This is a genomic window from Aliiglaciecola aliphaticivorans, from assembly GCF_054782055.1.
Genome location: NZ_BAAGTF010000019.1, coordinates 38,129 through 60,342, shown reverse-complemented (window position 1 = coordinate 60,342; position 22,214 = coordinate 38,129). Strand labels below are relative to the sequence as shown.

At 40.3% G+C, this 22,214-nt stretch carries 18 protein-coding genes; 5 read left to right on the top strand and 13 right to left on the bottom strand.

Going from position 1 to position 22,214, the window contains the following annotated elements; translation table 11 throughout:
* Positions 1-15: 15 nt before the first annotated feature.
* The 10 genes from ACYVIL_RS10550 to ACYVIL_RS10505 all read right to left on the bottom strand — a co-directional run bounded on the left by ACYVIL_RS10550 (position 16) and on the right by ACYVIL_RS10505 (position 12,864).
* A complete protein-coding gene (locus tag ACYVIL_RS10550) occupies positions 16-1,374 on the bottom strand; it encodes a phenylacetate--CoA ligase family protein (RefSeq protein WP_303470543.1) in 1,359 nt (452 codons plus the stop codon).
* A gap of 3 nt (positions 1,375-1,377) precedes the next feature.
* Positions 1,378-2,586, bottom strand: coding sequence for a glycosyltransferase (locus tag ACYVIL_RS10545; RefSeq protein WP_460312432.1), 1,209 nt, complete (start codon positions 2,584-2,586; stop codon positions 1,378-1,380).
* 2 nt (positions 2,587-2,588) lie between these two features.
* Positions 2,589-3,785: a TIGR04063 family PEP-CTERM/XrtA system glycosyltransferase gene (locus ACYVIL_RS10540; RefSeq protein WP_460312540.1), complete on the bottom strand. Its 1,197-nt coding sequence runs from the start codon at positions 3,783-3,785 to the stop codon at positions 2,589-2,591.
* A 12-nt stretch (positions 3,786-3,797) separates the two neighbouring features.
* Positions 3,798-5,696 carry an XrtA/PEP-CTERM system amidotransferase gene (locus tag ACYVIL_RS10535; protein WP_460312431.1) on the bottom strand — a complete coding sequence of 633 codons (1,899 nt, stop codon included), beginning with the start codon at positions 5,694-5,696 and terminating at the stop codon, positions 3,798-3,800.
* A 10-nt stretch (positions 5,697-5,706) separates the two neighbouring features.
* A complete protein-coding gene (locus tag ACYVIL_RS10530; RefSeq protein WP_460312430.1) occupies positions 5,707-6,849 on the bottom strand; it encodes a TIGR03088 family PEP-CTERM/XrtA system glycosyltransferase in 1,143 nt (380 codons plus the stop codon).
* 66 nt (positions 6,850-6,915) lie between these two features.
* Positions 6,916-8,370: an exosortase A gene (xrtA, locus tag ACYVIL_RS10525; protein ID WP_460312429.1), complete on the bottom strand. Its 1,455-nt coding sequence runs from the start codon at positions 8,368-8,370 to the stop codon at positions 6,916-6,918.
* Positions 8,371-8,372: 2 nt separating this feature from the next.
* Positions 8,373-9,560 carry a TIGR03087 family PEP-CTERM/XrtA system glycosyltransferase gene (locus ACYVIL_RS10520; RefSeq protein ID WP_460312428.1) on the bottom strand — a complete coding sequence of 396 codons (1,188 nt, stop codon included), beginning with the start codon at positions 9,558-9,560 and terminating at the stop codon, positions 8,373-8,375.
* Between the two features lie 6 nt (positions 9,561-9,566).
* Positions 9,567-10,613: a FemAB family XrtA/PEP-CTERM system-associated protein gene (locus ACYVIL_RS10515; RefSeq protein WP_303498904.1), complete on the bottom strand. Its 1,047-nt coding sequence runs from the start codon at positions 10,611-10,613 to the stop codon at positions 9,567-9,569.
* A complete protein-coding gene (locus ACYVIL_RS10510) occupies positions 10,614-11,426 on the bottom strand; it encodes an XrtA system polysaccharide deacetylase (protein ID WP_303470834.1) in 813 nt (270 codons plus the stop codon).
* Positions 11,427-11,454: 28 nt separating this feature from the next.
* A complete protein-coding gene (locus ACYVIL_RS10505) occupies positions 11,455-12,864 on the bottom strand; it encodes a TIGR03013 family XrtA/PEP-CTERM system glycosyltransferase (RefSeq protein ID WP_303470557.1) in 1,410 nt (469 codons plus the stop codon).
* Between the two features lie 158 nt (positions 12,865-13,022).
* On the opposite strand from ACYVIL_RS10505, the gene ACYVIL_RS10500 reads away from it, so the two are divergent.
* The 4 genes from ACYVIL_RS10500 to ACYVIL_RS10485 are packed head-to-tail and all read left to right on the top strand — an operon-like array spanning position 13,023 to position 17,962.
* On the top strand, positions 13,023-13,658 hold the full coding sequence (locus ACYVIL_RS10500; protein WP_303470559.1) for an XrtA/PEP-CTERM system exopolysaccharide export protein: 636 nt from the start codon (positions 13,023-13,025) through the stop codon (positions 13,656-13,658).
* Positions 13,659-13,709: 51 nt separating this feature from the next.
* Positions 13,710-15,314 carry an XrtA system polysaccharide chain length determinant gene (locus ACYVIL_RS10495; RefSeq protein ID WP_303470561.1) on the top strand — a complete coding sequence of 535 codons (1,605 nt, stop codon included), beginning with the start codon at positions 13,710-13,712 and terminating at the stop codon, positions 15,312-15,314.
* Positions 15,311-16,330: an XrtA-associated tyrosine autokinase gene (locus tag ACYVIL_RS10490; protein WP_303470563.1), complete on the top strand. Its 1,020-nt coding sequence runs from the start codon at positions 15,311-15,313 to the stop codon at positions 16,328-16,330. The genes ACYVIL_RS10495 and ACYVIL_RS10490 overlap by 4 nt, the downstream gene beginning before the upstream one ends.
* A 12-nt stretch (positions 16,331-16,342) precedes the next feature.
* A complete protein-coding gene (locus tag ACYVIL_RS10485) occupies positions 16,343-17,962 on the top strand; it encodes a porin family protein (protein WP_303470565.1) in 1,620 nt (539 codons plus the stop codon).
* Between the two features lie 224 nt (positions 17,963-18,186).
* On the opposite strand, the gene ACYVIL_RS10480 is transcribed toward ACYVIL_RS10485, so the two are convergent.
* Positions 18,187-18,351 carry a hypothetical protein gene (locus ACYVIL_RS10480; RefSeq protein ID WP_303470567.1) on the bottom strand — a complete coding sequence of 55 codons (165 nt, stop codon included), beginning with the start codon at positions 18,349-18,351 and terminating at the stop codon, positions 18,187-18,189.
* 170 nt (positions 18,352-18,521) lie between these two features.
* Entirely contained in the window at positions 18,522-19,619 is a 1,098-nt protein-coding gene (locus tag ACYVIL_RS10475) for an XrtA/PEP-CTERM system-associated ATPase (RefSeq protein WP_460312427.1), read from the bottom strand.
* A 203-nt stretch (positions 19,620-19,822) separates the two neighbouring features.
* Here ACYVIL_RS10475 and ACYVIL_RS10470 point away from each other — a divergent pair, with 203 nt between their 5' ends.
* Complete coding sequence (locus tag ACYVIL_RS10470) at positions 19,823-20,665, top strand: mechanosensitive ion channel family protein (RefSeq protein WP_460312426.1); 843 nt, start codon at positions 19,823-19,825, stop codon at positions 20,663-20,665.
* Between the two features lie 56 nt (positions 20,666-20,721).
* On the opposite strand, the gene hldE is transcribed toward ACYVIL_RS10470, so the two are convergent.
* A complete protein-coding gene (hldE, locus tag ACYVIL_RS10465; protein ID WP_460312425.1) occupies positions 20,722-22,149 on the bottom strand; it encodes a bifunctional D-glycero-beta-D-manno-heptose-7-phosphate kinase/D-glycero-beta-D-manno-heptose 1-phosphate adenylyltransferase HldE in 1,428 nt (475 codons plus the stop codon).
* Positions 22,150-22,214: the final 65 nt, after the last annotated feature.

The following is a 22,214-nucleotide window of genomic DNA, read 5'->3' as shown; positions in this document are numbered from 1 at the left end:
GATACAAACTATCTATCATGTTATGCTCACTTTACTTATTACATAGCGATATTTGCCCGACTTTTCCGGAGCAATTTCGTTTAAAGATTCTACAGTAACAGATACATTATCTCCAAGTCTCGCTTGAATCCCGGTCACAATAATATTTTGTATCTGCTCATCCACTTCGCCCGTTTTTGATACAACTTGAACGTGAGTATGCTGTTTCGTTTCTTGAACTATCTTGAAGGCTTCAATACTTTTAATATCCCGCAAGATATAAATCAAAGAAAGCCCATGTAAAATCGTGCCATCTGCAGCCACCACGAAATCAGTACTACGCCCCTCAATTGACTCAAGCATAGGTAATCCGCGACCACAGGCACATTTTTTATCGGACATAATCGCAATATCACCTGTGCGATATCGGATAAAAGGAAATTCAGATGTTCCCATGTGGGTTACAACAATTTCCCCAGACTGACCTGGTGGCAGAGGATTGCCTTGAGGATCAATTATCTCCACCACTATGTCTTCGTAAGACAAGTGCATGCCCCCTTCTGGGCATTGATGGGCAATAAACCCAGCATCTCTGCCGCCATAACCATTGGCCACCGGGCAACCGAAAACAGCTTCAATATTTTCCCGTTGATATGGATAAAGTCTTTCTGAGGTTACGAACGCAACCTTGATACCTAAATTATCCATCTGCATACCATGTTGTTTAGCGGTTTTAGCCAACAAATCAAATACTGATGGATAACCAAATAGCATTTTAGGCTTGGTTTTTTGGATGGTGTTCAAAAATGACATTAACTTTTGTTCTGTCATATCAAATGCGGGAATTAATTCTGAACGAAATAATCCATCTCTTATCAAACGCACTTTATCTTGCGCGCCAAGTTCTATGGGAGAGCCCCAAGCAACAATCTCTTTGTCGCCTATATCTACATCCCACCAACGAGTGGCGCGCCATTTTTCAGCGACATCAAAGGACACACGTTCATTGCCCAAAAGAAATATCAAGGGCTGGCCACTGGATCCTCCAGTATTGAATCGCGCCAGTGGACCGGCTATATCCGATTTTAGAGCATCAAAATTCGCGGAAATTTTGCTTTTATCTAAAAATGGCAGCTTAACCAAATCTTCTGCAGACTGAATCTCATCAGGAGTGATATTCAATGAATCAAACAATTCTCGGTAGTAAGGTACATGTTTGTAGACTGTTTGCATAAACCCCTGCAAACGCAGGGATTGTTGTTGTTTTAAGGTCTCTTGATCAAGCCATTGAGACTTTTCTAAAGATTTACGAATTTTGACCGTATCGTGCTTTTTTAGCTTTTCATGTAATGGAAATAATACGTTAGATACAAATTGAGTATATAGACCAGTCATCCACTAATGCTCCCTTAAGCTGACTAAATTGTTGTAAATTTCCATAATCTTGGCCATCCTTGTATCCCAATGATTTTGTTGGGCGTAGTTAACGATTGCCTGCCTATCCCACTCTTTATTGAGGCCTTGCTTAATCGAGGTAAACAATGCCGGATGGTCATCAAATGGCACAATCTCGCCAACATCGTCACTGTTTATCACTTCGCTATTACCGCCCACGTCACTTGCAATAACCGGCGTGCCGCAGGCCATACTTTCAAGAATAACATTTGCCCACCCCTCATTGGCTGTTGAGAGCACAAAAAGATCAGCAGATGACAATGGTGCACTGAGTTTATTCGGTGGTAAAGAACCTAAAAACTTAACATGCTTGTCTAAATCCAAGCTGTTAACTTGGGCACGCAATTCAGCTTCAATATTGCCCTCTGCACTTGCCCCCCCCACAATTAAATACACCAGATTAGGATAGCTCAACAGTAACTCAGGAAGGCAGTCGATAACTCGATGGAAACCTTTTCGTCTAACTAAACCACCAACCGTAATCAGCACTTTAGCATCTTCATCAATGCCCATTTGTCTTCGCGCGTTTTTCGGCTCCAAAGCAGAAAACTTATGGGTATCGACTCCGTTACCTACAACAGTAAATTTGTCTTCTTGAGCTCCCAGTGAGACAGCAAGCTGCTTCAATGAGTTTGCCACACAGAACATGTGATCGGCATCTTGCCAAGCCTGTAACATTAACTTTAACTTTTCAGGATCTTGACTATGTGTCAATTCAGTACCGCGAAGTGTAATAGTAACCTTCTTATTGAGTCGCTGGGCAACTTTGGTTGCGGCTAATCCATCAGGATAGGTAAAGTGACTATCGATAATATCAATTGTTTGTTGCAGTTCTAATTGTTTAGCAACTTTGTAAGCCGCTCTAGCCATCATTGTGCCGTCTAGTTTTCGAAAAAATTTGGGGATAGATAAAAAACGCGGGAAATGCACAGTGATCCCTTGCTGAACTTCCTTTTTTGCTGGCATTGGACGATAGTTTGGTTTGAATAATCGGATCAAACCTTGCCCAGGAAACCAAGGGACGGGACTGATGACCTCAATGTCTGCGAATTCTGCGACCCGAAACATCCTTTCACGCACGAACAAGCCTGATTGCTTTCGCACTGAGTTTGGAAACAAGGAACTCAATACAACAATTCGAAGGCGTTTCATGCTCATTTTCTCAGTAAATTTTCGTAAATAGACTGATAATTAGCCACTGAGTTTTTCCAGTTTCTAATTTGCATCACAAAGTTGCGGCCATTTTCAATCATGTCTGGCCAAGAATCACGGTTCGATAAAACGTTTACCGCGGTACTCGCAAGTTGGTCAATATTGCCACTGTCGAATAACCACCCTGTTTTACCATCTTCAATGAGCTCTTTATGCCCTCCCACATCGGATGCCAGAACCAATTTACCTTGCGCCATCGCTTCTAGCGGTTTAAGTGGCGTCACTAATTCGGTTAAGCGCATTGGCTTTCGAGGATAAACCAGTAAATCGACCAAACTATAATACTTGTCAACTTCAGAATGAGGAACACGACCAGGCATAATCACATGTTTTTGCAAGCCAAGTTGGTTAATCTTATTTTTCAAATTTTGTTCTTGAGGCCCACCACCGACTAATAAAAAGACAGCATTAGGAATAGATTGAAGTATTTTGGGCATAGCAGCAACGATCAAGTCTAAACCTTCATAACCATAGAAAGATCCCAGAAAACCTAATACCACCTTGTCTTTTAATTGGTATTGATTTTCTAACGACTCATTGCGCTCAGTGATAATATTAAATTGTTCAATATTGACGGCATTGGATATGACCGTGATTTTATTGTCTGCAATCCCCCTTGAAAGTAAATCTTGTCGCAGTCCTTCACATATGGTGGTCACTGCATTCGCCTTGTTGACCACATGAGTTTCCATTTTTTGGGTCAAACGATAGCGTAAATCCCCTTCTTTACAAGTACCGTGGTCAACCGCCGCATCTTCCCAAAACGCGCGGATCTCATAGACTAGGGGCAATCCTGTTTTTTTTGCCGCTTTGATAGCAGCTAAGCCGTTTAGTGCTGGAGAGTGGGCATGTAAAATATCAGGTTTTTCAATTTCAATGGCTTCTAAAATCCTGTCTCTTAACGGATTAACTAAAGACAATTGATTCAAAACCGGTAATTTACTGGCAATGCCATCGGGCGGCGTAGTGCGATAAAATTTTAGGCCATCAACCTCTTCAATGTTGGCCTCACATATTCCTTGTTTAGCACTAGTAACATGACAGGTTTCCCAGCCCCTTGCACGCTGCTGATTCAGGATAGAGCGGGTACGAAACGTATAACCGCTATGCAAAGGAATAGAATGATCCAAAATATGCATTATTTTCACAACTTACTGGGCCTTCTGTTGACGTAAAAACGACTCAAACATCATTAATGTCCATAATGACGCACTATTATCTCGTCGCCCCGAGACATGATCATTAATCAATCGTTGTAACTGAGATTTGTTAAAATAACCTGATTCTGTCATTTTCTTCGACAGCACGCCTTCGTAGAGACGCTCTTTCAAGGGCCCTCTAAACCAATTTGCTAACGGCACCGCAAAACCCATTTTTTTGCGATAAAGAACATCGTGGGGAAGATGTGGTTCTAACGCCTTTTTAAATGAGAGCTTACCCACGCCATTTGCAAGGTTTTTACTTGTGGGAACATTAAACGCCCACTCTACAAATTTGTGATCGATAATAGGCACTCGGACTTCCAATGAATGGGCCATAGATGCCCTATCCACTTTAGTTAAAATATCGCCAACTAAATAGGTCTTCATATCGATATATTGTGCAATTTTGGTTTCATCCAAATGCTTAACTTTGTCACCGTATTTTCTAAAAATCTCTAGTGACGTATAGCCATTAAGGCTTTGTTTATAGTCTTCAGAAAATAATTTAGCTCGATCACCTGTGCGCAGAATACTCATGGTATTGTGATACCCTTCGACGGTATCCATAGCCATAGATTGAAAGGTTGTTTTTGCACGCAGAAACTTCGGTGCCCAATCGGCTTTAGGATATAACTTGCCCAGTGGACCAAAGATAGGTTTGCGTATTCCCAGCGGCAATAAATTACGAATTTTTTCTTCCCCCTGGTGCATTCTGTAGCGACTATAACCAGCAAATAGCTCATCACCACCATCACCAGATAAGGCAACGGTCACATGCTTCCTGGCTAATTCGCACACCCTAAAAGTGGGGATTGCCGAACTATCCGCGTAAGGCTCATCGTATAAATGTGCCAACTGATCCACCAGGTCAAAATCATCCTGCCCAACGACTTCAACTCGATGATTAGTTTTATAGCGATCTGCCACTGATTGAGCATATTCGGTTTCATTGAACTCTTTGACATCAAATCCTATGGCGCAGGTATTCACGGGATCGGATTGTAACTGTGACATCATGGCGACAACCGCACTTGAATCTACACCACCGGATAAAAATGAACCTAGAGGCACATCAGCCACCATGCGAATATCTACAGCTTCCTTAAGACGTTCGATAAGTTGTTCATCGATTTCTTTTGGATCAATAGGCTGCTCATAGTTGAGTGGCACATCCCAATACTCTTTCGGTTCGGCTATCCCTTTATCACCTTTATGTAACATTAAAGTATGACCAGGGGATAACTTAAATGCGTTTTGATAGATGGTGTTCGGCTCAGGTACATAACCTAAGCTGAAATAATCTTCGATTGTGGTATTCCTAAGATCACGATTAAATGCCGGATGAGCTGTGATGACTTTTAATTCAGAGCCAAAGATAAATTCGCCACTGGGCAATAAACTATAGAAAAAAGGTTTGATCCCTAAACGGTCACGGGCAATAAATAAACACTCTTTTTGCCTATCCCAAATAGCAAAAGCAAACATTCCCCTTAACTTATGTACACAATCTTCACCCCACTCCAACCAAGCATTGAGGATGGTTTCAGTATCACCGTGGGTGTTGAATGTATAACCTTTAGCTGAGAGTTCTTTGTGTAACTCTTTGAAGTTATATATCTCACCATTGAAGACAACACATGCACGCTTATCAGCGCTTAACATGGGTTGCGGGCTACCTTCTAGATCAATTATCGACAATCGTCTGTGCGCTAAGGCCACACCGGGATCAAAAAAGTAATCTCCTGCGTCTGGGCCTCGATGAATTTGTCGATCATTCATCTTTGCAAGCAAATCCGCATCAATTCGGGATTGATCTGATAGGTGAAAAATACCGGCTATTCCGCACATTTGTTAATCCTTAATTGCTAAAGGTTTGATAAAGCTCATTATATTTCTCTACCATTGTATTTATACTAAAATTTTCCACGCAGTGCTTTCTTACTAACTGACTATTTTTTTGTATAAGCTCAGGCGACACAACATACTGGCTCATTGCATCAGTCAGTTCAGTGACATTGTTTACTTCAACTAAATGGGATTTTTGCAACGCGTTTGCAATCAACTCAGGGTTACCGCCAACATCGGTGGCGATGACAGGTAAGCCACTTGCCGAAGCTTCAAGTATGGTGTTAGAAATGCCTTCGGCTAAAGAAGGCAACACAAAAATATCCATGCAGTTCATTAATTCCGCTACATCTGAGCGGTTTCCAGCAAACCAAACTTGGGATATCAAATCAGCTTCAATGACTCTAGCTTGCATCTTTTCCAGCAAGACACCAGCACCTACGATAATCAAACGAAGACGCTCTTTATGTTCCGGAAACTGAATAGTAAGGGCAATGAATGCTTCGAGTAAGAAAGTCTGATTTTTAACTTCGGCTAAACGACCAACAGTGCCGAAAATCAGCATATTGTCGGTTACGAAAGTGGAAGGAAGAATACTAGAATCAGATTGCTTAGGCGTAAACTTGTCCACGTCTACGCCATTACATATATGATTGATATCATCAACGCAAACCCCTATGGTATCTCTTAGGTAATCAAACGCTTCGGTTGATAGGGCTACATACTTATGAATATAGGTTTTCATAAAGCGTCTTAGCATCTGATATTTTTTGTTTTGGCCATGCATATCGTTGACATCCCAACCATGTTCACCATGAATACGGTAAGGCACACGACACCACCACCCTACTAGTTGGTTTTCTAGCGTCGCGGTATTGCGTGTATGCAGAATATCGGGTTTGAGCTGTTTTAATAATTTGCGTAGCTTAAAAAAGATACTGATGTCATTACCATCTTTTTTGGCTAAATCAAAAAACTGTACATTTTGAGTTTCAATACGCTGACAAAAAACCTCTGAGTACCCTTTCAGAGTAACAATAGTATGTTGATACTGTTGTGAATCTAAACGGTTTATCAGATTGACCACGCCATTTTCTAATCCACCGGTATCAAACCGATAAATAATATGCATGATATGCGTTTTTTTGAAATCCATATCGGTGTCATTCCCCTCGTGATAATGCTTACTGCCTGCCAACCTTATTTATAACGGTAATATGTATCATCCACCATTACGCTCACTCAGTATTGATTGTAATTCACTGTTAAAAAGCTCTTCTGACATCTCTTCTAAGGCTTGCTTGCCTTTCTCATTCTTATTATCAGGCACTGATAACATGATTAAATAGCCATTTTGCGCTTGACCTAACAAAGCTTGAACTGCCTGAACTAATTTAATCTCTAAGGGTTTATGTGTCACCCGCCAAGGAGAAACATAGGTATAGGTTAATAAACGTTTATTCCCATAATTATCAATTATCTGCATAGTTCGATAAGTTGGATTTCTATCTTCTGACACGATTGACCATCTTTCGATGTTATACAATTTATTACGACCGTTAATCAGTTCTTGCCCTTGAATATTGGCATTGTAATATGCGATATAAAATTCAACCCCACCTTTAGTGCCACGATAAACATTGGTTGGATTATGAAAAACAGGCAACCATGTCGCGTCATTGTTAATTCCCTTTAAGTTAAAGGCCTTGGCAAAATCAGGATTGACAGGGCTAACTGGGTTTTCAAAAGCCGACTTATAAGTAATGCTTAGGGACAAAATAACCACTAAAGCACCAATTGGTTTGATAATTGATGAAATTGGATATTTAGGCCCAAATTCATTTTCTAACTTTTCAGCTTTTGGCAGTGGATCGGCCCAGCGCCCCCCTACCGTAAACATAATCAGAATAACCAAACCAAAAAATAGCCAACCATATATTAAATGATCAACACCAGTGGCGTACTGCATATCTGACAGATGGGCTATCATAACGATACCGTAAGCTCTAATGCCATTAGCAATTAGTGGTAGAAAGATGGAAAACAGGATAAAAATTATGCGTTTTTTAGCATTGTTATAGTTTAAATAGGCAAACAAGGTACCTAGGGTAAATGAAGCGATTAAATAACGAATACCTGAGCAGGCGACTGCCACCTCAAATAACCCACCAGGAATAGCGATATAAAGTCCTTCGCGAAAAACAGGGATACCGGTTAATTGAATAGCAAAGACGGTAATATCTGCGGTTAATTCCTGAAGCTGAGGGATCAAAAACTCGCCTGCAGGAACACTAAACAACCAAAAGAAGGAGGTAAATAGCATAATTCGCGCGACTTGATTACCCATGACGCACCAAATCATCATAGGTAACATCGCAAAACTTGCGAGCTGCTCTATCACCAGTACTTGTGCCATACTGCCAAACAACCAGACAAAAACTGTACCTAAAACAAAAATCAACGATATATAGGATGGTTTAAGGCTAGCGTTGTTTAATTTAGTCCATTTGAGTTTAATCAGATAAATACAAATGGGAAGAATAATAAAACAATGGGTGAAGGTTTCAGATCGAATCCAGATGGCCACAGTTGACGCGATACTGTCATGGAAAACCGCGCCCCATAATACAAATATCGTGATTAAATATTTAAAGATGCTACTTTTCCAAAATGTCATAACTAAACCTTAAATAGTGCAGGTAACTTGCCCATAGTGGCAGTCCACTGTAAATTTTCCATAATCCACTGACGACTCTCAGGTACTTCAGTTTTCGAATCCAAATAATCACACACGGCCGAACAAAACAGTTCAGCATCATCAGTCACTTTGATATGCGCATTCTTTGCATCAATGCCTTCAATTGCCATATTTGTTGCAACAACAGGTTTTGCCATTGCTAACGCTTCTAATACTTTATTCTGAATGCCTCTGGCAATCTGCAATGGCGCTACAGACACTTTAGCGAGACGAATGAAAGGTCGAACATCTTTCACTCTTCCAGTCACCACAATTCCATCGGTGTTATTTAACGACAATATTTGAGCCGTTGGATTGCCCCCTACCACATAAAAACTGGCTTTGGGATATCGCCTTCGAACGCTAGGCCAAACATGGTTAACAAACCAAATCACAGCATCTACATTGGCCCAATAATCCATCGCTCCGGTAAACACAACATCAACATTCGACGAGATGGGTTCCATCTCTGAATCCGGTGAAAAATATTCGACATCAACCCCATTTAACAACCCTTGCACTTTGTGAAATTGCGTATCGGCTAGTTGTTGTTTGAATAAATCGGCTTCGGGATCGGAAACAAATAAAGCATGTTGTGAGCGCTCGCAAACTCGGGTTTCAAATGCTTGCAGTTTATGATGTTCACGATGATAAACCCACTTGGCGATACCTGATTTATTTTCTGCGTATTGGCGCCACTTGTCAGAATCTACGTCCACGTAATCAACAACTTGATGAATACTTTTGCTATGGGCAGAGGTATACATTGCCATCACTGAGGAATAAATAAACACTTGCGTAATATTTTGTTGATCCAGTGTTTGGTTAACCCATCGCTGCATTTTAGAATTGGCATAATAGGGTTCAGATATGGATTTGCCGGTGATAAAAGCGGTTAACCCTTTTACTTTAGCCCAGGTTTTATTCTGCCCAAGTAGAAAAACTTGCTTGCAATATTTATCTAATTTAGACGCATACTGCCAATCATAAGGATCATCAACAAAACTACCTAAATAAATATCGAATTGCTCGCTCAAGACTTTGAGCATATTGAACGAGCGAATCTTGTCGCCCTTGTTAGGCGGAAATGGTATACGGTGACACAAAAACAGCAGTGGTGGCTTAGTCATTCACTTCTATCCCAAAAATTTGGATAGAAAGGGGCCGATACGACGGCTCAACCAAACAGGTAACTTTTGCCACATTTTAATAAAAAACTGATATTTTGGATTATTAGGACTTAAATTAGGTAAGGCCTGGCTTTTTACCAAATGAAATTGGTAATGCAATGCAACGGGTTCCATTCCCCAGGTGCGTTTGTATTTAAATGCACCGGAATCATCCTTACTTCGACCAAAATCGAAATACGAGCACTCCTTGTTTTCTCGTGCATGGCACATTAATTGATAATACATAAAGTCATTACTTTTTAATGCTCTAGCATCAAACAAACCACCACCGTAAAAAGGTAACACTTGATTCTTATAATAAAAACTTAGTACCGACGAGACCGCTTTTTGATCTTTTTCCACGGTTAACACATCGCAATTATCACCAAACTCTTGTTTCAGTGATGCAAAATACTTCTTCGGAAAAACCGGTGTACCTAGGTTTCGTACACTTTCTGAATAAACATCGTAGGCGGTTTTAGTATCTTCTTCGATACGAAAATTCAAGTCGTTTTTCAACGAGTGCCTGACTACCGCTCTCTGTTTCTTTTTAATTCCCGCAAGAATGGCCTCTGGTGTTTCCGCAAGCTCCCATCCAAAGGAAGAATGAGCGCATTTTTCAGTCAATTCAGGGTTATTACGAGTAAAAGGGTAACGCATTTCTAAATAATCGACGCCCAATTTGTGCGCAAGTGCAATAGCCTGGTTTTCGAGAAATAAGGTAGCGTCTTCAGAGTTAGAAGCAACGCCACCATAAACACAAAATGGTGTGGAAATAAGAGCATGGCCAAAGAGTAAACTTTTTTGTTCAACTAAGGGAAGCACACCGACAATTTTGTTATCGGTTGTGGCGTAGAGATAATGACAGGCATGCCCGTAGACTGATTCGATAACCCGCTTCCAGCCGGTCAAGTGGAAAAAGGTGCCGGTTTCAATACTATCTACAAAATCATCCCATTTTTGCGACTCTTGCGCGTCATCACCTAACCTACAGAGTTGGTAGTTTTCCGTCACTTATGCTACTCCATATACATCTTTCATCGTCGACCAATTAAAGTCTGCCAGTAATCTCTCTAATTTTGCCTCAGTTTTATCCAAATTTATATAATGTCTAAATCGAGACTTTAATGGTGCATTGGTTAACCTAGGTTGCTCACCGTCAATCTCCCACGGGTGAAAATAGAAAGAATAAGGTTGCTTTTCCTGATTCAAATAACGATTGACTAGCATTCGAGTCATCTTATAAGGATATAAACGAAAGTAACCACCGCCACCAATAGGAACTTGTTTTCCCATTAATTTCAATGTCGGAATAGGAATTTCAATGATATTTTCAGGACGTTGGTAGGCAAACCTTGGCCAGTCTGGCGTGCCGTATAAATCGTGTTTGACCGGATAGGTACTCGAACTATACTTAAATTTAAGCTCCGCCAAGACTTCAAACGCCCACTCATTGTCATAACCGATTGAAAAGCTCGGTGCTCGATAACCAATGACATCTTCACCAATAAGATCTTCTAAATGATTTTTTGAGCGAATAATATCTGCGGTCAGTTCTTCACGTGTTTGCTGGTAAGCCCGCCTATGAGCATATCCATGACTGGCAATTTCATGACCTTGGGCATGAATATCTTTAATCAATTGAGGATAAAGTTCAGCCACCCAACCGAGTACAAAAAATGTCGATTTCACATTCGCTTTGGCAAAAACATCGAGCAACCTTCGGGTGTTAGCGTCAACACGGGGTTTGTACTGATCCCAATCTTCAGGCTTGATAATTGAGTCGAATGCAGAGACGTGAAAAAAATCTTCAACATCAACTGTCATTGCATTTAGAGCCGTATTTTTCGCCACTTCATCGTCCCTTTCCAAACAGCACCACTTCGACTGTTCGAATAAAAATAAGCATATCTAACAATAAACTTTGATGTTTTACGTAATAAAGATCAAATTTCAACTTTTCCATTGAATCTTCCACACTCGCGCCATAAGGGTAATTGAGTTGAGCCCAACCAGCTAATCCGGGTTTGACGTTATGGCGCTGATTGTAATATGGAATTTCTCTAATTAATTGCTCAACAAATTGAGGCCTTTCCGGACGCGGACCAATAAAAGCCATTTCACCTTTTAGCACATTAATTAACTGAGGTAATTCATCAATACGATACTTACGTATAAAAGCCCCTATGCGGGTAACGCGGTTATCATTTGCCGAAGCCCACTTCGCACCATCTTTTTCGGCATCTGGGCGCATACTACGAAACTTGATAATTTTAAATAGCTTACCGTTTAGCCCTACCCGTTCTTGCTTATAAAAAACTGAAGTTCCTGTACGTCGACCATCATCCAGATAAATAATGACGGCGGTTAGCAACATGAAAGGCCAGGTAAACAGCATCACAAAAATCGCCACAAAGGCATTGATACCATATTCAAGAATATCTCTTAAATAGTTTTGCGAATTAAATCCATTCGAATATACCACCCAACTCGGATACATCAAGTTCACCACAATTTGGCCCGTTTCCCGTTCCATGAAATCAAGCAAATCGGTAATCTCAACACCGCGTAACCTGCAATCAAATAAAACTTCGATGGGTAAGGTACCTCTTCGCTGGTCGCAGGCAATAATAATTTCGTCAATTTCATTATCAATAACGTAATTACGGAAATTGTCGTCAATTTTCACATGTACAAGGCGCTCATTACGAATACCGTCTTCTCGATTGTCTCCCGGGATAGGGATGAAGCCCAATAATTCAAAACCTAACCTATCCACATCTCGGCGCATGCGCTTTTCAATAATAGAGGCTCTTTCCCCCGCCCCAATGACGACAATTCGAGTACGCCCGAGTCCCAGTAGTCCTAAACGATTGGTAAAATAGCGGAATGTCACCAGAGACAGAATCACCACGCCTGAAGCAACCGGCAAAAAATAAGGATGCATCCTCAGTTCTTCCATGAAGGTACTGGTAATGACCTCGACGACAAAATAGGTTAACGCTAGGCTGACAAAAATGCGTCTTATAATTCCGCGGAATGTTTCTCTTAGTTTAGCTTCGTATAATCCCACAGAAAGTGAGGAAACTAAGACTAAAAATGTCATCAAAGATATATTTGCGGCAAGCTTTAAAAAGCTTGGTGACTCCACATCTAGAATACTCACTACTAGAAAGTTTGCTAAGTAAGCTGAGTACGAAACGATCACTGCTTCTGCTATAACAAGAGCATTGGACCTTTTATTTTGTTTGTTGGTCGCTGCCATTAGCTCTTACCTATGGATTTATTTGATAAATTTATCATATGCTAAACGAATTATTTGAGATAGACTAACTTTTCTGGTCAGCTATTATAGAGATTAAAACGCTCGGGTAAATGGCTGATTTGCTACATTTGTTTCTGTTTGGATAGGAAAGACATAATATGAAAGCAAGTAGAATAGCTCAGTTACTGATTGCAGCAGCTGCATTTACGGCAATAAATGCATGTACTAGCTCAGGCAGTTCGTTGCCTCAGGCAACAACAAGAGCATCTTTAACCACTAATATCGATGACTATAGCTATTTGATTGGTCCAGGTGATAACCTTTCGATTTTTGTATGGCGCAACCCCGATGTATCCGGATCATTTTTAGTGCGTCCAGATGGTATGATTACCACCTCGTTGGTAGAAGATATCCCAGTTTCTGGTAAAACCCCTACCGCCCTGGCTCGAGACTTGGAACAAGAGTTGGGTAAATATATTCGCGATCCTATTGTCACAGTTAGCGTCAGCGGGTTTAATGGCCCCTTTAGCGAACAAGTTCGAGTGGTAGGTGAAGCTTCATCACCTAGAGCGATTAGTTATTCAGAAGACATGACATTATTAGATTTAATGATTCAAGTTGGTGGTTTAACTGAGTTTGCTGATGGCGACGGTGCAAAATTAATTAGAGTCGTTAATGGTGAGCAAAAGGAATTTTCAGTGAAATTGGATTCACTGGTCAAAGAAGGGAATATTTCAGATAATGTAGACATACTTCCCGGTGACATATTAATTATTCCAGAAGCTTGGTTTTAGGCTTTTACACTTAGCAATAATTAATAATTTAAAGGTTAAGAAGACATATCTATGTTAGGAATTCAGGAAGCGATAGATCAAATCCAAACCTATGTAAAAGGTGTATGGATAAAGAAACGCTATATTATTATATCTACTTGGTTAATTTGCCCTCTCGGTTGGGCATATGTAGCTAATTTACCCGATCAATATGCATCATCTGCACGTTTATTTGTTGATACTAGTAGCCTGTTACGTCCTCTTTTGAGAGGCTTAGCGGTCTATAATAACCCTAGTGAGCAAGTTAATCTTGTGGCTCGAACCTTGTTAAGTCGTCCTAATTTAGAAAAAATTGCGAGGGAAGCGGATTTAGATATCACCGTGACCACGCAAGCTGAAATGGATGACTTGATAAATAATATGCGCAGGGATATTAAGCTTAATAGTACTGCTGAACAGAATATTTATAATATTAGGTATAATTCCCAATCTCCTGAATTAGCTCAGAAAATCGTGCAAATCACCCTCAATGAATTTGTTGAAAACTCTTTGGGTAATAACCGCCAAAGTAGCGATTCCGCTGAAGAATTTATCAATCGACAAATTGAAGAATATGAACAACGCTTGGAAGAAGCCGAACAACGATTGGCGGCTTTCAAGGTGAGTCGTATTGACCGAGCTCCGGGCTCAAGTCGTGATTATTACAGTCAGTTGCAGCGTCAAATAAGTGAATTGCAATCCACAGAGTTGCGAATTCTCGAATTAAACTCCCAACTAGAAGCGGCAAAAGCGCAAATGGTTGGCGAGGCACCTGTATTCGGTTTGGCCGCTCCCGATTCACGCGTCGCGCCTTCAATTGCTACAAAGTATGACGACCGTATTGCCGCACTCGAAAGTAATATCGATGACTTACTGATCCAATATACAGAGATTCACCCTGAAGTTATCAAAACCAAAAACCTACTCGAGAACTTATATGATGAGCGAGAAGCTCACATTAAAAGTTTGAGCGATGTAGCTGAAGAAACGGGTTCTTATAGCCAATTTGGTAATATTAATCAAAACCCGGTTTATCAAGAATTAAAACTGTCTGTTGCCCAATATGAAGGACAGTTATCACAACTGAATGTACGAGCGGACAACATACGGGCGAAAATCGTTGAGTTAGAAAAAATTGTTGATTTGGTTCCGCAAATTGAAGCGGAAGCCCAAGGGTTGAACCGTGATTATCAGATAACCAAAGAAAAGTACCTAGAGCTAATCAGCAGACGCGAACAAGCTGAATTGTCTCGTAAAGCAGAGGCCACCTCAGATGATGTGCAATTTAGGGTAATCGATCCTCCCACATTGCCAACTAAGCCTTCTGGCCCTAATCGGGTGTTGTTTTATTCGATGATTTTATTTGTAGGTTTTGGTACAGGCCTGGGTATTGCATTTTTAGTGAGTCAAATTAACCCCGTTGTATTAAGTCCAAGTCAATTGGTCAGCAATTTTGGTATACCTGTTTTTGGTAAAGTATCTCATATTGATGCAAAAGCTATCGCGAAAGTGGATAGGCGAAGAATGTTGGTATTCAGCGCATCTAGCCTCGCACTATTTTTGATTTTCATTGGTTTAGTCTATGCCGATATTGTCTACGGAAGATTGCCTATTTATCTTTTGGGGAATTTAATATGAGTACTATAGAAAAGGCATTGCAAAAGAATAAACAATTGAAGGCTGAAAACTCAGAGAAATCGACTTTGGAAGCCGCCCAGGAAAAAGCCCAAGAAATAGCGGCAGGTACAAAACAAGAACAGGTTGACCAGAGCAATAGTCCAGTTAGTGGTAGCAGTGTAGATGCTCAAATACAAAGTTCAGTAACGGAATCTAGTGCCACTCAGAGTCAATCAAATGTAAAGCAAGAACCTGTCATTTCTACAGAAGAAACGGGCACTTTGTCGTACGAGACTTCTAAAGAAAAATTTATTCCTTTAACTCATATTCAAAAAGACGGTTTTGTCTCAAATATGGGTAGAAATACTATTAATGAAGAATATCGAGCCATTAAACGAAAAGTGCTTAGCAATGCGTTCGGCCCTTTGTCTAAAACATTGACCAACGCCAATATTGTGATGGTCACTAGCCCTAACCCTAATGAAGGGAAAACATTCACAGCTATTAATTTAGCCTTGAGTATCGCCTTAGAGCAAGATAAGACGGTGTTATTGGTTGATGCAGATGTGCTTAGACCAAGCGTTATGAAAACCATTGATCAACCGTTCGAAAGTGGCTTGATGGAATATTTATTAGGGGAAGTGGATGATTTGGCCGATGTGATCCACCACACCAGTCTAGATACGTTGAGGATTATCCCGGCGGGTAAATCTCACCATTTGTCCACCGAACTATTAGCCAGTGAGAAAATGCTAGAGTCTGTGAGCGAATTTGCGAATCGTTATCCAGATAGAGTAGTTATTATCGATAGCCCTCCTCTGTTAGGCATTAATGAGACCGCTATTTTGGCTAATCTGGCAGGTCAAGCTGTGGTGGTAGTTCAAGAAGGCAAAACTTCGTTGAATAGATTATCTCAAGCCGTTGAGCACCTTAATCCAGACATGGCTAAAGGGTTTGTACTGAACAAATCTAAGCAGAATAATAGCGATAGCGCTGGGTATTACGGTTATTACTATGGTAGTGACGATAAAAAGTAGTAGGGAAGAATTTTGAGACTAGTTTATGTTTTTGCCTCTGGGACGTTGATACTTTCGTCATTAGCTAATGCCGAACTAAAATTTAATTCTGACGTCACAACTTCTTACGTGAGGCACTCATCTAACTCCGAAGCATTTAGCAAGCGGGATTCTGACATATTCACCTTTGAACCTTCTTTGGGGGCAACGTATGAAGCCAACAAAATACAAGGGGCGGCAACGGTTCGGTATTTACAGGTCAGCAACAATGCAAGCAGTGCATCGACCGATTTAAACCTCGATCAAAACTACAATTTCACTAGCTTTAACTATAACGGCAGACTCACAGCAATAGATAATGTGCTGTCGTTTACCGCAAGAGGTTCCCAGTCTTACCGAAACACCATTGCAGGGAACGCGTTAGTAAATGATGAGCTGTATGGAAGTCAGGAACTTTCAAAGACACAAAGCAATTCTGCAGGCTTTAATTTTAGCTTGTCGCAAGGAGACTGGGTACGAATGGGCTTAGAGGGTAATTACTCTAAGGTTAAAAGTGATCGACAGGTTTTTTTAGATAGTGATTTAGACACGAGCAATACATCAATAACGTCGCAAATATATTCTGGTGATGAGGTTAAACGCGTAAACTGGAATTTATCTGGTACCTATAATGAAACCCTAGGCTCTGGCTTCAATGACTCTAGATCAGAATTATACAGCGGTGACTTTCGCATTGGTTTGATTAATGAATTTAGTCTAGTTTTTACTGGGCAACACGAAAAAAATGAGTTAAGTAGTGAAAGCGACGGGTCTGACGTTAGTAGTAATTTTAACTATAGTAGCTACGGTGCTGGACTTTCGTGGTATCAATCATCCCAACGTTTTATAGACCTAACTTACAATCGTTCTACTGAAAACGAAGATGAATCCGAGAATTTTTTGGGTTTAAAATTTAATTGGCGTTTTACGTCTCGCACATCGTTAGATGGGGAATACGGGAGACGTTTTTATGGTGAAAGTGGAAACTTAAACCTCACTCATAAAATAAGAAAATTTCAAACACAAGTTACTTACGAAGAAAATATAACTAACTACACTCGCTTGATCGCAGGAGATACCGTAACGGGCTCTTTTGTATGTCCGATTGGGGCTTCACAAATTACTGAATGTTTCCAACCTGCAACTATAGATTACGTCCTTCAACCTGGTGAAGAATTTTCTAACTTTAATTTCATTATTCCAGACATTACAGAATCAGACATCATCAGAAAAAGTCTATCTACAAATATTGGATACAGCTATCGAAAAGTTCAGAGTAGTTTAACTTACAGAAGTACAAATACTGAATACATTGATGGCTCGAGAGAACAAAAAACACAAACAATTTCCCTAGACTCAAGTCTACAAATGAATCGAAAAACGACGCTCAGTGGTTCAATAATATACACGACTTATGATAATACTGTAGATGATGATAGATTAAGTGCTGATAATGATGATGTGTATACAGTCACAGTAAATTATACAAGAAAGTTAAATCGTGACCTTAACGCAACGGTAGGCTTCCAGCACACCACTCGCGCCTCCCCTGTAGAAAACAGAGATTATGATTCTAATCGCCTATCCTTAGAACTGGTTTACACATTATTTTAATAAGGTAATCAAACTCGTTTGAATTAGTGCGTTTTTGAAGAGGAAACGGGAAGTAAGTCAACCCTCTATAGTTAGAGTGTTACCTAAGGTAGGAGCTAATTTTAAGCAGTAGCTTTTATGCCTGAAACGAATAACCTTTGAACAGTGAACAGTGAACATTGATTATTAAAAAACGGTCAACCATATAGTGTTGAGTTAACTCACACTTTCAATATTAACAGGCTTTAAATAACCTTCGCACTATTTAAAATCCAGCTTAAAATAGATATAGCAATGATCAGGGTAAATATTTCTTTATTATATTTCCCATGAAAATAAGCCTTTCTTCTATTTCTGAATTGTTCGTGAAATCTAGCTCCGCTACTACCTGAACTTTTTAACGGTCGCATAACGCCCCCTTGAACATAGGTAAAATATATACTCTTCACCGATTAGATATCTATACACACAATTAGTTCAATTTTCAACCAATTGTTCTGATATTTTTTACAATGTTGCAGTATTTTTACCTAAATCACTAATTAATTCAATAAATTAGTAACAAATCAAGGTCTAGTTTTTAATCATCAGATTTTAAGCGAACATAGGTTTTGTATTTTTTCTTTAATAAATTATCTATATATCGAGTCAACTTTATTTTGTGGCTGATGGCGTCGTCTAACGCATCAGTCAACTCATTTAGCATGGTTTTGTAATATTGCACATCTTTGACTCTGCCATCAGGTGTCAATTCTGACATCACCTCAGCCCCGCCATCGGTCTGGGCTTCACTAACGTTAACCTTAGGTTGAGGTTGCCCTGCTGCGGGTAATGGGGGCTGTGTGGCTCCCGTGCCTTCCTCTGGGCGAAACATTTCATCTGCCACTTCGGCTGTAACTGTGTCTACTGCGGTTTCATCTAACAGGGTTAATTCTTCTAAAAATCCATACAGTAGAATTCTATCCATTAGGGTGTTAACTCTGCGAGGAACACCATTGGTGAACTTGAATATCTTGTCAAATGCACCATCGGCAAACAACTCGTTGTTTTCTAACCCTGCATGTTTCAATCGGTACTCGATGTACTCTCGGCACTCAGGTTCGTTTAACGGCGCTAGGTGACACGACGCCACAATACGCTGTCGAAACTGCTCCATATTAGGCGCCCTTAATATTGGCTGTAACTCTTCTTGACCTAATAAAAAGCTCTGCAGAAGAGGTTTTCCCTGTTGTTGAAAATTGGACAGCATGCGCAATTCTTCAATGGTTTCTAAGGGTAAATTCTGCGCCTCATCTACAATTAATAACGCCCGTTTACCTGACTTATGTAAATCAAACAGGTATTTTTCCAAGTCTTTAAGAATATCGGCTTTGGTTTTGTTAAGGGTGCCAACTTCAAATTTACTAGCAACCATTTTGACTAATTCATCTGGTGACAGCTTTGGCGTAACAATTTGCGCGGCAACTATATCATCTTCGATGTTATCGAGAAGGCTATTGGCTATGGTTGTTTTACCAGTACCAATATCCCCTGTAATGACAATAAATCCTTCTGCCTGAGACAAACCATACTGAAGATAAGACATAGCTCTTTTGTGCCATTTACTGGCGAAAAAGAAGCTAGGATCAGGTGTCAGTTGGAAAGGCTTCGACGTGAGTCCATAATAATTTTCATACATAGCGCAAAATCACCTGAGAAACTGATTATTTTTTGAGTTGCGTAGCTTAGCGGGGAGCGCTGCAAGTCGCAAATTTTTTATACAAAATGACAACGTTTAGTCTTTGAAGACTTTAATATTACAATCCATAGAATAAAATTTATGCTTTTTTGTCTAAACTTTGCAATACTTTTGTTTCAATAAAACACGAAACGGTACAGAAAATGGACGAAACTATACAAAATGGCTCAGATACGATCGATATGATCACTGAGACAGGAATAGAGTTATCGATGACCTACGGACCAAAGCTGTTATTAGCCTTGGTGGTTTTAGTTGTCGGTTTTTGGGTCATTGGCATCATTTTAAAAGGAATAGATAAAGCGCTAGCTGGCGCTAAAGTTGATGAAACATTAAATAAGTTTTTACATAGTATAATAAGTGTCACGCTTAAATTAATGTTAATAATCGTATTTGCATCAATGATAGGGGTAGAGACAGCATCATTAATCGCCATGCTCGGTGCAGCTGGATTAGCCATAGGTCTAGCACTACAAGGCAGTTTAGCCAATTTTGCTGGCGGGGTGCTGATCTTATTGTTTAAACCGTTTAAATCTGGAGATGTGATTGAAGCACAGGGTTTTTTGGGGACCGTCAAAGAGATACAGATTTTTAATACTATTGTGCTGACGTTGGACAATAGAAGAGTAGTTATTCCTAATTCATTGCTGTCTAACGGTTGTGTAACTAACTTATTTTGTGAAGAAACTCGTCGTGTAGATGTCACTTTTGGGATCAGTTACGATGATGATATTGGCAAAGTAAAACAGATACTAAAAGAGGTAATAAGCGCGGATGAACGTATTTTAACTGATCCAGAAATGGAAATTTATGTATCTGCACATGCCGATAGCTCTATCAATATATTGACCCGTTGTTGGGTTAAAAGTGAAGACTATTGGCCTGTACATTTTGGATTGCATGAAAAAGTGAAATACGCGTTTGATGAGAACAATATCACAATTCCTTTCCCACAAAGGGATGTGCATTTATTCCAAGCCAAATAAATTAACGAGGGTTATTTCAAACCTAGATTAAACACACCCAATTTACGGATACTTAACTAAGTATCCGTGGATTGTACAATGGTGTTTATAATACTAGTTGTGGAAACACCATCTTCAAAATTAAGCACTTTCACTTCCCCACCATTTGCAATGACTTGCTTGCCACCAGCAATTTCAGAAACTTTATAGTCCCCTCCTTTGACTAGCACATCGGGTAATAACTCGGTGATCAATCGCTCAGGGGTATCTTCATTAAATTCCACTACCCAATAAACCGACGCTAAGCCAGCTAGAACTGACATGCGCCGATTAACATTGTTCACAGGTCTACCAGGGCCTTTCAATTCGCGAACGGAATTATCGGAATTAACCGCCACTATTAGCTTATCACCGAGTTGTGCAGCATTTTCTAAATAGGAAACGTGACCTGCATGGAGAATATCAAAACAACCATTGGTCATGACGATTTTGTCACCACTGCGCTTTGCGCTTTGAACGGCAATAGACAGCTGTTGTTGAGTCATAACACCGCGGCCATAATGCTCTACCTTCTCCACAGCTTGTCGCAACTCTGAACTGCTTACGGTTGAAGTTCCTAGCTTACCAACTACAATGCTAGCGGCGGTATTAGCAAGGAAACTTGCCTCGGAAAAACTGCAACCAGCAGCAATGGCCACAGACAAAGTGGAAATAACGGTGTCGCCAGCCCCTGTGACGTCATACACTTCTTTTGCTTTGGCGGGGAAATGGGTTTCATCCTGATCAGACTGCAGCAGCGTCATGCCATTTTCCGAGCGTGTCAGTAAAAATGCATCCAAATTCAAGTTGGAAATCAGCTTCTGAGCCTTCTCCACCAGTATACTTTCATCATCGCACTGCCCCACTATAGCTTCGAACTCCCCCATGTTGGGTGTCAGCAAAGTAGCGCCAGAATACTTTTCGAAATCTTCACCTTTAGGATCGACAACCACGGGAACGTTATGCTGTTTAGCCAGGGCGATTAAGGTTTTTACCTCACTCAATGCACCTTTCGCATAATCGGATAATATAACCAGATCGGCATTCTCAAGGTGTTGTGTAAAACGCTCTTGCAATGATGTTTTATCTACTTGCGCAAAACTTTTTTCAAAATCTAAGCGAATTAATTGTTGATTACGACTTAACACCCTAAGTTTAGTGATGGTATCAAATTCAGATATTTGACAGAAATCACACAAAACCCCTAATGAGTTTAGGCTGCGCTGTAGAATTTGTGCAGACTCATCCTGCCCTGTCATGCCCAATAATGTCACTTTAGCGCCCAAGGCGGCCACATTCATCGCGACATTTGCCGCCCCTCCAGGTCTATCTTCGATATCACGAATTGCCACGACTGGCACTGGTGCTTCTGGAGAAATGCGGCCTGTAGGACCATTCCAATATCGGTCAAGCATAACATCGCCCACGACTAAGATGCGACATTGTGAAAAATCAGGTAACAGCATAAACCTATTCCGTACTTAAAATGAATTACCTGAATTATACTGAAGTTGCAGGGAATTGCTTTACT